Raw genomic sequence first — 13,099 nt, 5'->3', positions numbered from 1 at the left:
GAATCGAATGAAAATCGCAAAGAACACCGTCGTGTCGGTCGCCTACAAGCTGTCGGATGCGCAGGGCAATCTGATTGAAGAGAGCGACGAGCCGATGGTCTATCTGCACGGCGGCTATGATGGCACGTTCCCCAAGATCGAGGAAGAGCTCGACGGCCACGAGGCCGGCTTCGAGACCCAGATCCAGCTCGAGCCGCAAGATGCATTCGGTGAGTACGATCCGGACCTCGTGAAGATCGAGCCGCGTAATCGCTTTCCGGAACCGCTCGAGGTCGGCATGCAGTTCGAAGGCACGCCGGAAGAGGGCGACGAAGACCTCGACTCGCTTGTCTACGTCGTGACCGACGTCGCGGAAGACAAAGTCGTGCTCGACGGCAACCATCCGCTAGCCGGCATGGCGCTGCGTTTTGCGTTGACGGTCAAAGACGTGCGTCCCGCGACCGAAGACGAAATCCAGCATGAACACGCGCATGGCGCCGACGGCCTCGAAGTTCTCGACGAAGACGACGAGGCAGACGACGAAGGCGGCAAGTCAGGGCCCACGCTGCACTGAGCTTGCGGGCGTGCCGGGAGTGCCGGGAGTGCCTGAAGCACCCGGCGCCCCCGGAGCTCCCGGCATGCGTGGCTGCGCGGACGGCACCGTTTGTGCAGGCGGAACCGACGTAGCGGGTCCGTATCCGCCACCGCCCTGATCGGCTGGAATGCGCGGCAACTGGTCGAGTTGCTGAAAGTCCGGTTGCGGCTGGCCGGGCGTTTGAATTAGCGGCGGCAAGTCCGAGGCCGGTCCAAGCGACGGCACGGCCGGCATCGAGGCGGCGGGCTCGTCCCGCAGCAACGGAGGCTGCGCCGTGGGCATCGGCATTTGCCGCGGTACGTCGCGCACGGTCACGCGAAACGGCGGCTTTCTTTCCAAGTCCGCTTCTATCTGAATCCACTGGTTGAGGCGATCATGCGGCGCAAGCGCGACACGCGTGAGGTTCGTCACCAGGTTCCCCTTGTCGTTGCGTAGCGGCTGATCGATCACGAAGCCCGCGCTTGCGCGTTCGTCGTCGGTGTGGATGACGAGCACCGGGCCGGGAAAGATCTGCGCGAGCTTCACGAGGCTGCGCTTGAACTCCAGAAATCCGTCGCGGCGCGGATTGTGCCCGAAGCGCAGCCAGGCGAAACGCTCGGGCCGTTCATAGCGCTCGGGATCGGGATCGCCCTGAATGAACACGACTATCGCGCGCGCGTCGCGTCGCTTCGCAAATTCGCCGGCATGCTCGAGCCAGAACGCATTGGCGATCACCCGGTCCTCGAACTCGCCGTTGCGACCGCCGGCGGTCAGATAATGATTGTTCGGACTCGGCACATTCAGCCCGACGAACACGGTGTCTCCTGCTTGCCAGCGCACGTTTTCCCGATACGGACGAAAGCGCGATACCTCGCTTTCGCGCGTCAACGCAATCGGGTTCTGACCCATCGAATTCGCGTCGCTAAAGAGCGTCTGGCGAAGCTGGTCGAGCCGTTCGACCGGATCGAAACCGCCTGCCTGCGCACTCGCGCAATCGATCCAGTCGTGCTGACCCGGAATGAAAAATAGCGCGGGCCGCGATGTTTCCAGCACTGCATGCCGCCGTTCATACAGCGCATCGCGGCAGGCTTCTTTCGGGCCCTTCAGATTGCCGTCGTACACGATGAACGACAGGCCACGCTCCCGGCCGATTGCATCGATCAGCCGCTGGGTCGGCGCTTCGTCGGCGGGACTTTGCATGGTGTTCGCGATGACCGCGAAACTGTAGCTGGGCGCTGCCGCATACGCCCCCGATGCGGGCAACAAGACAGCAAAGACAGACGCGAAAACGGCGGCGAACCGCCGGCCGCACGCTCGCGTGAAGGCCGTGGCCAATTCCGCGCCGAGTCGGCGCGGACGTTGCGCAAGACAGCCGCGTGCGTCAGTGATCGGCATCCGGCGCTGCGGCCAGCTCGTGCAGTTCATACAGCAGATCGAGCGCTTCTCGTGGCCGCAGATCGTTCGGGTCGATGCCGCGCAGACGCTCGACGAGCGCTGTCATTGCAGGCGATTGCGAAGGCGTTTCACTGCCAGCACGTTCGTCGTCCGCATCTTCGAGCAACATTGGCAACGGCGCGGCGAACAGATCGAGTTGCGGAGTGGGCTGCGCCGCCGACTGCTGTTCCAGGTGCGCGAGATGTTTGCGCGCCGCGCGAATCACCGCGTTCGGCACGCCGGCGAGCTGCGCGACCTGCAAGCCGTAGCTCTGGTTCGCCGGACCTTCGTTGACGGCGTGCAGGAACACGATGCCGTGTCCATGCTCGACCGCCGACAGGTGCACGTTGGCCGCTTGCGGAAATTCGGCGGGCAACTGCGTCAGCTCGAAATAATGTGTCGCGAAAAGCGTATGGCAGCCGTTGTGCGACAGCAAATGCCGCGCGATGGCCCATGCGAGCGCGAGACCGTCGAAGGTAGACGTGCCGCGGCCGATCTCATCCATCAACACGAGGCTTTGCGGCGTCGCGTCGTTCAGGATCGCGGCGGCTTCAGTCATTTCCACCATGAACGTCGAACGTCCGCCGGCGAGATCGTCCGCTGCGCCGATGCGCGTGAAAATGCGATCGATTGGGCCGAACGCCGCGCGCCGCGCGGGCACGTAGCTGCCCACATACGCGAGCAACGCGATCAGCGCTGTCTGACGCATAAAGGTCGATTTACCGCCCATGTTGGGGCCGGTGATCAGCAGCAGCTTGCGCTCGGGCGTAAGCGTGCAGTCGTTCGCGATGAATTGCTCGACCTGCGCTTCGACAACCGGGTGACGCCCCTGTTCGATTTCGATGCCTGCGTTCGGCGAGAAGCTCGGCGCAACCCAGTCGAGTGCGCGGGCACGTTCGGCAAAGGCAGTCAGCAAATCGAGCTCCGCGAGTGCCGACGCGACGCGCTGGCAATCCGGAATGAACGGCAGCAGCGTCTGCAACAGCGCGTCGTAAAGCGAACGCTCGCGGGCGAGTGCCCGTTCCTGCGCGGACAGCGCCTTGTCTTCAAACGTTTTCAGTTCCGGCGTGATGTAGCGCTCGGCGTTCTTTAGCGTCTGACGGCGGCGATAGTCGTCCGGCACCTTGTCGGTCTGGCCGCGCGTGACCTCGATATAAAAGCCGTGCACTTTGTTGTATTCGACGCGCAGATTTCCGATGCCAGTGCGCGCGCGTTCACGCGTTTCGAGATCGATCAGGAACTGCCCGCAGTTCTCCGAAATATCCCTGAACTCGTCGAGCTCCGCATCGTATCCGCGCGCGATGACACCGCCGTCTCGCACCATGGCGGCCGGCTCCTGTGCGATAGCGCGCGTGAGCAACTCGACGCAAGCTTGCGGCGGTTCGAGCGACACGTCGATGCGAGCGAGCGAATCCGCATTCGATGAAACAGCCGCCATCTTCGCGCGAAGCTCGGGCAGCGCGGCGAAGGTGTCGCGCAAGCTCGACAGATCGCGGGGCCGCGCGGAAAGCAGCGCAAGCCGTCCGGTGATTCGCTCGATGTCCGAGATATGTCGCAATGCGCTGCGCAGCGAGTCGACGTCCGCACCCACGGGCGCCTCGAGCAACGCGCCGATAGCCTGCTGACGCGACTGCGCGACGAGTGGGTCGCGCGGCGGATGATGCAGCCAGTGCCGCAGCAAGCGGCTGCCCATGGTCGTGCAGCACGTGTCGAGCAATGAGCACAGCGTGGGCGACTCGGTGCCGCGCAGCGTCTGCGTAATTTCCAGGTTGCGCCGCGTGGCGGGGTCGAGGCCGATATATTCGGACTCGTATTCGACCTTCAGACTGCGCACGTGCCGCAGTTGCTGACCTTGCGTGGCCGCCGCGTACAGCAGCAACGCGCCGGCCGCGCCGCATGCGCAAGTGAGTGAATGCGCGCCAAAGCCGTCGAGGCCCGCTACTTCGAGTTGATCGCACAGACGTTGCGTGCCTGAGGCGACATCGAAATGCCAGGCGGGCACGCGAGTCAGTGCGCGCGCGCCGGTGGGCGGTGTCCAGCTCGCGGAATCCGCAGCGGTGTCGGCAACCAGAATTTCCGCAGGGCCGATCCGTTCGAGCGCCGCGGCCACCTGATCAGGTGCGACTTCCGCGAGCCGCAATGCGCCGCTCGCGAGATTCAGCCACGCGAGGCCGACGCCCGTCGCGACGCCGCGACGGTTGTGCGCGACGCACATGGCGAGCAGAAAGACGTCGCTTTTGTCCGACAGCAGCGCGGCGTCCGTTAGCGTGCCCGGCGTGACGACGCGCACTACCTTGCGTTCGACTGGACCTTTAGACGTGGCCGGGTCGCCGATCTGCTCACAAATAGCGACGGATTCGCCGAGCTTTACCAGCTTCGCCAGATACTGTTCGACCGCGTGATGCGGCACGCCCGCCATCTTGATCGGATTGCCTGCCGACGCGCCGCGCTGCGTGAGAGTGAGATCGAGCAGACGTGCGGCTTTTTCCGCGTCTTCGAAAAAGAGTTCGTAGAAGTCGCCCATCCGGTAGAACACCAGCGTGCCCGGATGCTCCGCCTTGATGCGCAGATACTGCTGCATCATCGGCGTGTGTTGTGCGACGTCGCTGGCCGCTGCGGTTTGAGTGCCCATCCTCGGTATCTTTTTGCGTTAGCTGTTCAGGGCGTGAGTTTAACCCGGCGACGCGGTGAGCGGACCCTGGCCGGATGGCCAACCCACGCTGTCAAGCGGATTGCTCGGGCCGCGAGCACAGGTAAGCATATTCCGGGCAACCGCAGGCTCACACCAGCACACCCTGGCGCAGCAAACTCGCACACACGTCCGCGACATGCACAAATAACTTCCCGCTCGTGCAGACGTCATTCTTCGAGCAGCGCGCGCATATCGGCGGTGCGCTCGTTCGCCGCGCTGCGCCGTTTCGCGAGCCACATCATGAACGTGATGAACGCGCCGAACACGACGATGATCCATTGCGCGGGCATCTGCGCGGTGAGCAGCAGCGCGTACGCGCCGAGCATCAGCAGCACGGCCAGATTCTGGTTGAAGTTCTGCACCGCGATCGAATGGCCGGCAGACAGCAGCGTCGCGCCGCGATGCTGAAGAATCGCGTTCATCGGCACGATGAAAAAGCCGGACAGCGCGCCGAGCAGGATCATCAGCGGATAGGCGAGAAGGATATAGGCCGGTGCGACATATGAGCCGATGTGGATGCCGGCGTCGGCGGGGAACAGGTTCTTGTTGTAGAACGCCATTGCAATCGCCACCGCGCCGGTGACGATGCCGACCGGCAGCACCTTGAGCGAACGGCGCAGCGGAATCAGCGCGGCCGCCGCTGCCGCGCCGACGGCAATGCCCAGACCGGTGACGCCCTGCATGACGGCCGCCTTCGAGAGCGACAAGCCGAGGTTCACATTGGCCCATTTCAGCACGAGCAATTGCAGCGTCACGGCTCCGCCCCACATGAGCGTCGTCACCCATAACGCGATCTGTGCGAGTTTGTCGGCCCACAGCACGTTGAAGCAATGATAGAAGTCGCCGACGAGCTTCGTCGGTTCTGACAGGCGGTTCGGATAACGGGCGCCGGTGTCGGGAATGAACACGTTGATGCCCGCGGCGATCGCGTAGGTGAGCATCACGGCGAACATCGCAAGATCGGCCGATGAGCGGATCAGCGGCAGATGAGCGTGTGCAACGAATTTATCGGCAAATGTGCTGATGAGCGCACCGCCCACCATCGTGCCGACGATCGTCGACAGCACAGTGGCCGATTCTAGCCATGCGTTTGCCTTGACGAGTTTTTCGGCCGGCAGCAGCTCGGTGAGAATGCCGTACTTCGCAGGCGAATACGCGGCCGCGCCGAAGCCGACCACGCCATAGGCGATCATCGGATGCACGCCTACGATCATCATCAGACAGCCGCTCGCCTTCAGCGCGTTCGAGATGAACATCACGTGTCGCTTTTGCATGGAGTCCGCGAACGCGCCGACGAAGGGCGCGAGCAGCACGTACGAGACGGTGAAAAAAATTTGCAGCAACGGCGTGACCCACGCGGCCGAACGGATCACCGACAACAATGCGATGGCGGCGATCAGCAGAGCATTGTCCGCCAGCGACGAAATGAACTGCGCCGCGATAATTGTGTAGAAGCCTTTTTTCATGAAGCGGATGGGAAGCTGCGCGCTAGCCTTAGGCGCAGAGAAAGGCGCAAACGAGGCGCGCATGCGGGCGCAGCGTGGAACGCGAAATGCAGCCGGCGAGAGAGGTGCGCCGGCGCGGCTTCCCGCTTTGTAGCACGAACGCTCGCACGATGCAGGCGCGCCAACGAAAAAGCGGCCGAAGCCGCTTGTCGTGATTCTGCTCGCTGCGATTCCTGACTCGCTCGATTCTCTCCCTGCATTGACGCAGATTGAAAGGACCGGGCGAGCCGGTTGCAGTTCTCTGTATGTCGGGAAACTGACTACGACCGAGCCTCGCTACGCGCTGTTAAGCCGCTTGCTGACGCGTGCGGCTGTAGCGCGACAGGATCGGCACCATCTGCGCGTAGATCTTCGGATTGCCGGCGACAATTTCGCCAACGTGCAGGAACTCGGAGTCACCGGTGTAATTGCCCACCAGACCGCCGGCTTCCGTAATCAGCAGGCTGCCCGCGGCGACGTCCCACGGGTTCAGGCCTTGCTCGAAGAAGCCGTCCATGCGGCCCGCGGCGACGTTCGCGAGATCGAGCGCGGCGGCGCCCGGACGGCGCAGGCCCGCGCACGCTTGCGTCATTTCCGCGAACTGGCGGCCATACGCTTCGAGGCCGTCGGTTTCGCGGAACGGAAAGCCGGTGCCGATCAGGCCGTCGGCCAGCCGGTCACGCTTGGCGACGCGAATGCGGCGGTCGTTCAGAAACGCGCCGCGGCCACGCGAAGCTGTGAAGAGGTCGTTGCGGGTCGGATCGTAGACCACGGCCTGCGTCACGATGCCCTTGTGAGCCAGCGCGATCGACACGCAGTAGTACGGGAAGCCGTGAATGAAGTTGGTGGTGCCGTCGAGCGGATCGATGATCCACTGGTACTCGGACTCGTTGTCCGACTTGCCGGATTCTTCGGCGAGGATCGCGTGATCGGGATAGGCGGTCTTCAGCGTGTCGATGATTGCAGCTTCAGACGCTTTGTCGATCTCCGTGACGAAATCGTTGTGCTGTTTCTTGCTGACCTGAATCAGATCGAGGTCGAGCGATGCGCGGTTGATGATCTGAGCTGCGCGGCGCGCGGCCTTGACAGCGATATTGAGCATGGGATGCATGGATTGATCCTTGTGCCGGGGCAGCACGGCTGCTTGCCGGTGAATGGCGCTACGCGCACACTAATTGGCGCCCTCGATGAGGCGCAGAAACAGCACGGAATGCTCGCCCGGCACTTGACCGGTACGCATTCCGCCAACGGAGACGAATTGAATAAGAACGAAGCGCCCGGTTTTGCTCATTGCATGCACTGACTGTGCCGGACGCGAATCGCGATATTTTACCTCAGTCCGCAGGTCGCGGCAGCGTTCGAGGCGGGCAGGGCCGTCGTGCGCATTTCAATGGGCGAGCGGCGCGGAATGTGACAAGCGATGCGACGTGCCATATGACGGGCAACGCGGCGCGTGCCATCACGTGCTATCGCGTGCAACATCGCAGGTATTTCGGCGGATCCCTGCGTTGGCGCTACCATACGCGTTCTTTCGCTAGCAGAATTTCACCGTGGACCACACCCACCATTCCTCCGATCCCGCCGTGGCAGACCTACGCGGCGGCTTCACCTCTACACGCTTCGTGCTCGTCGAACCGAGCCATCCGGGCAACGTCGGCGCCGCCGCTCGGGCGCTCAAAACCATGGGTTTTTCGCGGCTCGTGCTGGTCTCGCCCCGTGTGCCGAATGTGCAGAGCGACCCCGAAGCCATCGCAATGGCAAGCGGCGCTGACGACGTGCTCGCCACGGCCCATGTCGTGCCGACGCTTGCCGATGCACTCTCCGGCGTGCATTGGTCGATCGCGCTGACCGCGCGGCAGCGCGAATACGGTCCTCCACAATGGACGCCCCGCGCAGCCGCAAGTCTCGCGCGCGACGAGGCGTTGCACGGCGAGATCGCGCTCGTATTCGGCAACGAGCGCACTGGCTTATCGAATGAAGACGTCGAGCGATGCAGCGCGCTTGCCCACATTCCCGCCAATCCCGCCTACAGTTCGCTCAACCTTGCACAAGCGGTGCAGGTGTTGGCGTACGAGTTGCGCATGATCTATCTGACGAGCGGCGCCGACACAACCGCGCCTGCCATGCGTGCGCCGCAAACGTCGGCCGCATCTGCCGAGCCGGCAGGCGCGCGTGCTGCGAGCAATGAAATTGAAAGCATGTTTGCGCACCTCGAAAGCGCGCTCGTCGCAATCGAGTTTCTCGACCCCGCGAATCCGAAGAAACTGATGTCGCGCTTGCGGCGGCTCTTTGCGCGCTCGGGCCTGGAGCGGGAGGAAGTCAATATCGTGCGAGGCATCGCCAAACACATCCTCCTGAAGACGGGCCACAAGGACGGTGGCTCGCAGTAGCGCGGCGCGCCGGCTGTACGAGCGGCAGGTTGGCGGCGCTCGACTAACATGACGACCTTTTGCGCTACATGGACTTCCGGCAGGTTTTCGGGAACCGTCCTACAATCCTCCAGACGTTCTAAGCAAAGCTGCCGCGCTGCTATGCGGCGCTCCTGCACGCGCAATGCGGTTAGCGCATGCGGTCTCTATCCCACACAACACAGTCCCTGCCATGTTCACGAGACTTCGCGAAGACATTGCCACGATCCGCGAGCGCGATCCCGCTGCCCGCAGTGCCTGGGAGGTGCTCACGTGTTATCCGGGCTTGCACGCGCTGGTGCTTCACAGGCTCGCGCACGCATGCTGGCAGGCGCGGCGCCGCTGGCTCGCGCGTTTCGTCTCGCAGATGGCGCGCTTCATGACCGGCATCGAAATTCATCCGGGGGCGACCGTCGGGCGTCGTGTGTTCATCGATCACGGCATGGGCGTGGTGATCGGCGAGACCGCGCAGATCGGCGACGATTGCACGATCTACCAAGGCGTGACGCTCGGCGGCACATCGCTCACGCGCGGCGCAAAACGGCATCCGACGCTTGAGCGCGGCGTGATCGTAGGTGCGGGCGCGAAGGTTCTCGGCGGTTTTACGATCGGCGCGGACGCGAAGATCGGATCGAATGCAGTGGTGACCAAGCCCGTGCCGGCTGGCGGCACTGCTGTGGGCAATCCGGCGAGAGTCATCGTGCCGGCGGCGGCTTCAACTGCTGCCGCGGCCGCTGCTGCTTCGGTCGTCGCAAAAGCGGCCGCCAGTGCGGGGGGCAACGGGGTTGATAGTGCGGCTGTGAGTGCGGCTGTGAATGCGCCTATCGACGGCGTCGCGAGTGCTGCTCTCGACCCTGCAACGAACGCACCCGCTTCCGCTAACGACGCAACGCGTGAGAGCGGCAAGCTCGCTGTCGAGCGCAGTGGCTTCTGCGCATACGGGATCACGCCGAATGCCGACGATCCCGTGTCGCTCGCCATTCATGGGCTCATCGATCATGCGGCCACGCAAGCGAAACGCATCGACGAAATCGTCATGGCGCTCGAGCATCTCGGCACCAGTCTCGAAGGACTGCAAGGCGCCGACGCAGCACTGCTGGATTTGCGACGCCTGTCCGCGGCCATTGCAGGGAAGCTGGATGGAGCAGTGGTGGGGCGTTGATCCGACCGGTGACGGATCAGTAGTGACGCCGCTGTGCGCAATGCGCGGCGGCCTTAGCCTTGCATCGCGCTCAATCGAGCGGCAACGCGCGAATTCCCTCGGCGTCGATACGCAGATAGCCGCCGCGCCGTTCGCCATGATCCAGATCCCAGTCCGGCAGTACCCAGCGTATTCCGCCGGGCTCGCGATGTCGAGCAGGGCGGTGCGTATGCCCGTGAATCATCGTTGCCGCTTTCGACCATTTGAATAACGACGCGACGCCTTTCGGCGTCACGTCGTATTTCAGCGAGACAGGCCGCGAGCGGCCATGCTCGCTTTTCGACCGCATGTTTTCCGCAAGTGCCTGACGCCACGAAAACGGAGACGCGAGAAACAGCATCTGCGCGAGACGATTGCGCGCGAAGCCACGGAAGATCTGATAACCGCGATCGGCGGTGCACAGGCGATCGCCGTGCGCGAGCGCGATGCGCGTGCCGAATGCGGTGATCACGAACGGATCGGGTAGCCAGATTGCGCCGGCCGCTCGCATGAAGCGCTTGCCGAGCAGAAAATCGCGATTGCCATGCATGATGTAAAGCGCAATACCGCGCTCGGTCAGCGTGTGCAAAAGAGCGGCCATGCGCGCGACGAACGGCTCGACGAGCATGTCGTCGCCGATCCAGTATTCGAACAGATCGCCGAGAATGAAAACGGAATCCGCCTGGTCGGCTGTGACCCGAATGAAGTGTTCGAACGCGGCGACCGTGCGCGGAATCGCCTCGCTCAAATGAATGTCGGAGAGAAACAAAAACGGGCGTGCGGCGTGCGGGCGTTTGCCCTCGCCAGGCACGCCCGCGGCGACGCTTCGCAGCGGCGTTTCTTGCAGCATTGAAGGTGCCTGAGTCTGGTCTTTATAGTGTGAGCGCGCCTGCGACCAGCAATCAGTCGACGATCACGGCCTTTTCGATCACGACGTCGTCAACCGGCACGTCCTGATGAAAACCCTTCGAACCCGTCTTGACCTTCTTGATCTTCTCGACGATGTCCATGCCTTCGACCACCTTGCCGAACACGGCATAGCCCCAGCCTTGCGGTGTGGGCGACGAGTGGTTCAGGAAGTCGTTGTCGTTCACGTTGATGAAGAATTGCGCGGTTGCCGAATGCGGGTCGTTGGTGCGAGCCATCGCGACGGAGCCGTTCACGTTCTTCAGACCGTTGTTCGCCTCGTTGTTGATCGGCTCGGCCGTCGGCTTCTGCTTCATGCCGGGTTCGAAGCCGCCGCCCTGAATCATGAAGCCGTCGATCACGCGGTGGAACACCGTGTTGTCATAGTGGCCGGCCTTCACATAGTTGAGGAAGTTCTCAACCGACTTCGGCGCTTTCTCGGCGTCCAGTTCGAGCTTGATGACGCCGTGGTTCGTATGCAGTTCAACCATGATGGAATCCTTTGATGAACAGGGTGGGTGAAAGAGGCGCGGTGAGCCGCCGTGTGCATTCATGCGCTTGAGTGCGCTTCATGCATTCGGCTGCGGGCCGCGCCGGGGCGTGATCTGACGCTTGCGTGAGCGTACCGTGTTCCGTTAGTGCTGTTGTACTGTCGTTGTACTGCTATTTGCTGCTGACGACGCTAACCGATTCGATCACCACCGGCTTCTGGGGTACGTCGCCCATTGGGCCGCGTGTGGTGGTCGGCGTGCCTTCGATCTTCTTCACGACCTCCATGCCGCTCGTGACCTTGCCGAATACTGCGTAGCCGTTGCCATCCGGATTCGGGTAGTCGAGGCCGGCGTTGTCCACCGTGTTGATGAAGAACTGCGCAGTGGCCGAATTCGGATCGCTGGTGCGCGCCATGGCCAGTGTGCCTGCCATGTTCTTCAGACCGTTGCGGCTTTCAAGCGGAATCGGCGCGCGCGTGGGCTTTTCAGCGAAGCTTTGCGTATAACCGCCGCCCTGAATCATGAAGCCGCGAATGACACGATGAAAGATCGTACCGCTGTACTGACCGGACTTCACATAGTCGAGAAAGTTAGCGACTGTCTTGGGCGCTTTCTCAGGATACAACTCGACGCGAATATCGCCTTCCGACGTCTTGAGGAGGACGGACGGATGCGCGGCTTGCGAACCGGACTGCGCAGACGCCGGTGCGTTTGCGATCAGGGCGGCGCTGCCGAGCGCCAACATCAACCATTTCATGAAGATCCTCAGGGTTGGAAAAAACGTATGGCCGCGAAGGTGGCCGCTTTATTGCGAGGGCGCCATGTAAGGCGGCATGGCGAGCGAGCCGTTTGCGCCGCCGTACTGGAAGCTCGGCGTTTGCGTCATGTTCGCGGTGGCCCGTTCCGTGTAGTTCTCTTGCACTGCAGCGGCTCGCTTGGTCGACTTGCCCGTTTTGGGCGGCGACACGATCTTCTGGATGTCGGCGAGGCGCTGCGTGGTCGTGGCGCTTGCCTTGCCGAGGCTCTGCGCGCGCCGGTACGCTTCGTTGGCCATGCGCAGGTAGAGGTCGCCCAGGTTCTCATAAGCGAGGCCGTAGCCAGGGTTCACCTTGGTCGCGGTTTCGAGCGCCGCGCGCGCTTCCACATAACGGCCGTGCTTCGCGTACAGCGCGGCGAGATTGTTATACGGCTCGGGCAACTCGGGATACAGCTGCGTGAGCTCGGTGAAGGCGGTGATCGCTTCGTCGTCGCGATTCAGATGCGCGAGCACCGTGGCGCGCTTGAACTTGGCCTGCGCGTCGCGCGGGTTCGTGGCGATGCGCGCGTCGAGCTGCGTCAGCGAGGCTTGCCAGTCTTTCTGTGCGATGGATGCGTCGATTTCCGGCGTGTTGTCGCGCACTGCGGGACCTTGCGACACGGTCGGCGTTTTCTGCGCGAACGCTGCGGCGCCCGGCACGATGCCAAGGGCGACAGCCACGGTAAAGCGCAGCGTGACGGCACGTGCGAGGCTGCGTACAACGTCACGCGCAATGCCGCGGCGGGCGCTGCCCACGGGGCTCTCGAAGGCCGTCGCGGCAAGGGTCGCAGCGCTGCGCGCGCGGCCGCTGGAAGGTTTCATAGGCTCGGGTCTGGATGTTATACTCCGAGCCATTCTAACAAAAGGTCTGCGCGTTCCGTCGAACCGCCGGCTGTCTTTTCGCCACTCGTGGTCGTCTCCGCCTTGATAGCAGTCTGACCGCCGCACCAGGTGCACCGGTTTGCTGCCGTGCGTGTTTTAACAGTCGGGCGACAGCCGGACATAGCCAGACTCAGTCGGGTAATAGTCAAGCAGCAGTCAAGCAACAGCCCGGCTTGGAGTCAGGTAATAGTCAGGCAACAGTTCGTCCCGGCCGTCTTGTGTTTGCGGGACGGCACGCACGAAACACATTGCGGATTTCTTTCGGCCCACGCA

General features: G+C 63.0%; 11 protein-coding genes. 3 read left to right on the top strand and 8 right to left on the bottom strand.

The window, feature by feature from the left end:
* Positions 1-7: 7 nt before the first annotated feature.
* Positions 8-553 (top strand): FKBP-type peptidyl-prolyl cis-trans isomerase, encoded by a 546-nt coding sequence (locus tag J2W46_RS20035; RefSeq protein WP_020065559.1) that lies wholly within the window; start codon positions 8-10, stop codon positions 551-553.
* Here the strand turns inward: J2W46_RS20035 and J2W46_RS20030 are convergent.
* From J2W46_RS20030 to J2W46_RS20015, 4 genes are all read right to left on the bottom strand, one after another.
* The gene (locus tag J2W46_RS20030) at positions 533-1,948 is read right to left on the bottom strand and encodes a hypothetical protein (RefSeq protein ID WP_310355667.1); all 1,416 of its coding nucleotides are present in this window, start codon (positions 1,946-1,948) and stop codon (positions 533-535) included. The genes J2W46_RS20035 and J2W46_RS20030 overlap by 21 nt on opposite strands.
* On the bottom strand, positions 1,935-4,619 hold the full coding sequence (mutS, locus tag J2W46_RS20025; RefSeq protein WP_310355666.1) for a DNA mismatch repair protein MutS: 2,685 nt from the start codon (positions 4,617-4,619) through the stop codon (positions 1,935-1,937). The genes J2W46_RS20030 and mutS overlap by 14 nt, the downstream gene beginning before the upstream one ends.
* 227 nt (positions 4,620-4,846) lie before the next feature.
* Positions 4,847-6,145 (bottom strand): lysophospholipid transporter LplT, encoded by a 1,299-nt coding sequence (gene lplT, locus J2W46_RS20020; protein ID WP_310355665.1) that lies wholly within the window; start codon positions 6,143-6,145, stop codon positions 4,847-4,849.
* Positions 6,146-6,470: 325 nt separating this feature from the next.
* Entirely contained in the window at positions 6,471-7,274 is an 804-nt protein-coding gene (locus tag J2W46_RS20015) for an inositol monophosphatase family protein (protein WP_020065563.1), read from the bottom strand.
* 439 nt (positions 7,275-7,713) lie between these two features.
* Here J2W46_RS20015 and J2W46_RS20010 point away from each other — a divergent pair, with 439 nt between their 5' ends.
* Together J2W46_RS20010 and cysE are read left to right on the top strand one after the other, a co-directional pair.
* Positions 7,714-8,553, top strand: coding sequence for an RNA methyltransferase (locus tag J2W46_RS20010; protein WP_027804240.1), 840 nt, complete (start codon positions 7,714-7,716; stop codon positions 8,551-8,553).
* Between the two features lie 211 nt (positions 8,554-8,764).
* Positions 8,765-9,733 (top strand): serine O-acetyltransferase, encoded by a 969-nt coding sequence (cysE, locus tag J2W46_RS20005; RefSeq protein ID WP_310355663.1) that lies wholly within the window; start codon positions 8,765-8,767, stop codon positions 9,731-9,733.
* A gap of 70 nt (positions 9,734-9,803) precedes the next feature.
* Here cysE and J2W46_RS20000 read toward each other — a convergent pair whose 3' ends face one another.
* The 4 genes from J2W46_RS20000 to J2W46_RS19985 form a co-directional block, all read right to left on the bottom strand.
* Positions 9,804-10,601: a UDP-2,3-diacylglucosamine diphosphatase gene (locus J2W46_RS20000; RefSeq protein ID WP_087751088.1), complete on the bottom strand. Its 798-nt coding sequence runs from the start codon at positions 10,599-10,601 to the stop codon at positions 9,804-9,806.
* Between the two features lie 52 nt (positions 10,602-10,653).
* Entirely contained in the window at positions 10,654-11,148 is a 495-nt protein-coding gene (locus J2W46_RS19995) for a peptidylprolyl isomerase (RefSeq protein ID WP_020065568.1), read from the bottom strand.
* Positions 11,149-11,320: 172 nt separating this feature from the next.
* The gene (locus J2W46_RS19990) at positions 11,321-11,905 is read right to left on the bottom strand and encodes a peptidylprolyl isomerase (protein WP_310355661.1); all 585 of its coding nucleotides are present in this window, start codon (positions 11,903-11,905) and stop codon (positions 11,321-11,323) included.
* A gap of 48 nt (positions 11,906-11,953) precedes the next feature.
* On the bottom strand, positions 11,954-12,766 hold the full coding sequence (locus tag J2W46_RS19985; RefSeq protein WP_310355660.1) for a tetratricopeptide repeat protein: 813 nt from the start codon (positions 12,764-12,766) through the stop codon (positions 11,954-11,956).
* Positions 12,767-13,099 lie beyond the last annotated feature (333 nt).

Origin of the sequence: Paraburkholderia strydomiana, assembly GCF_031456815.1 — a bacterium.
GTDB classification, from domain to species: domain Bacteria; phylum Pseudomonadota; class Gammaproteobacteria; order Burkholderiales; family Burkholderiaceae; genus Paraburkholderia; species Paraburkholderia caledonica.
This window is presented reverse-complemented; position numbering and strand designations above follow the sequence as displayed.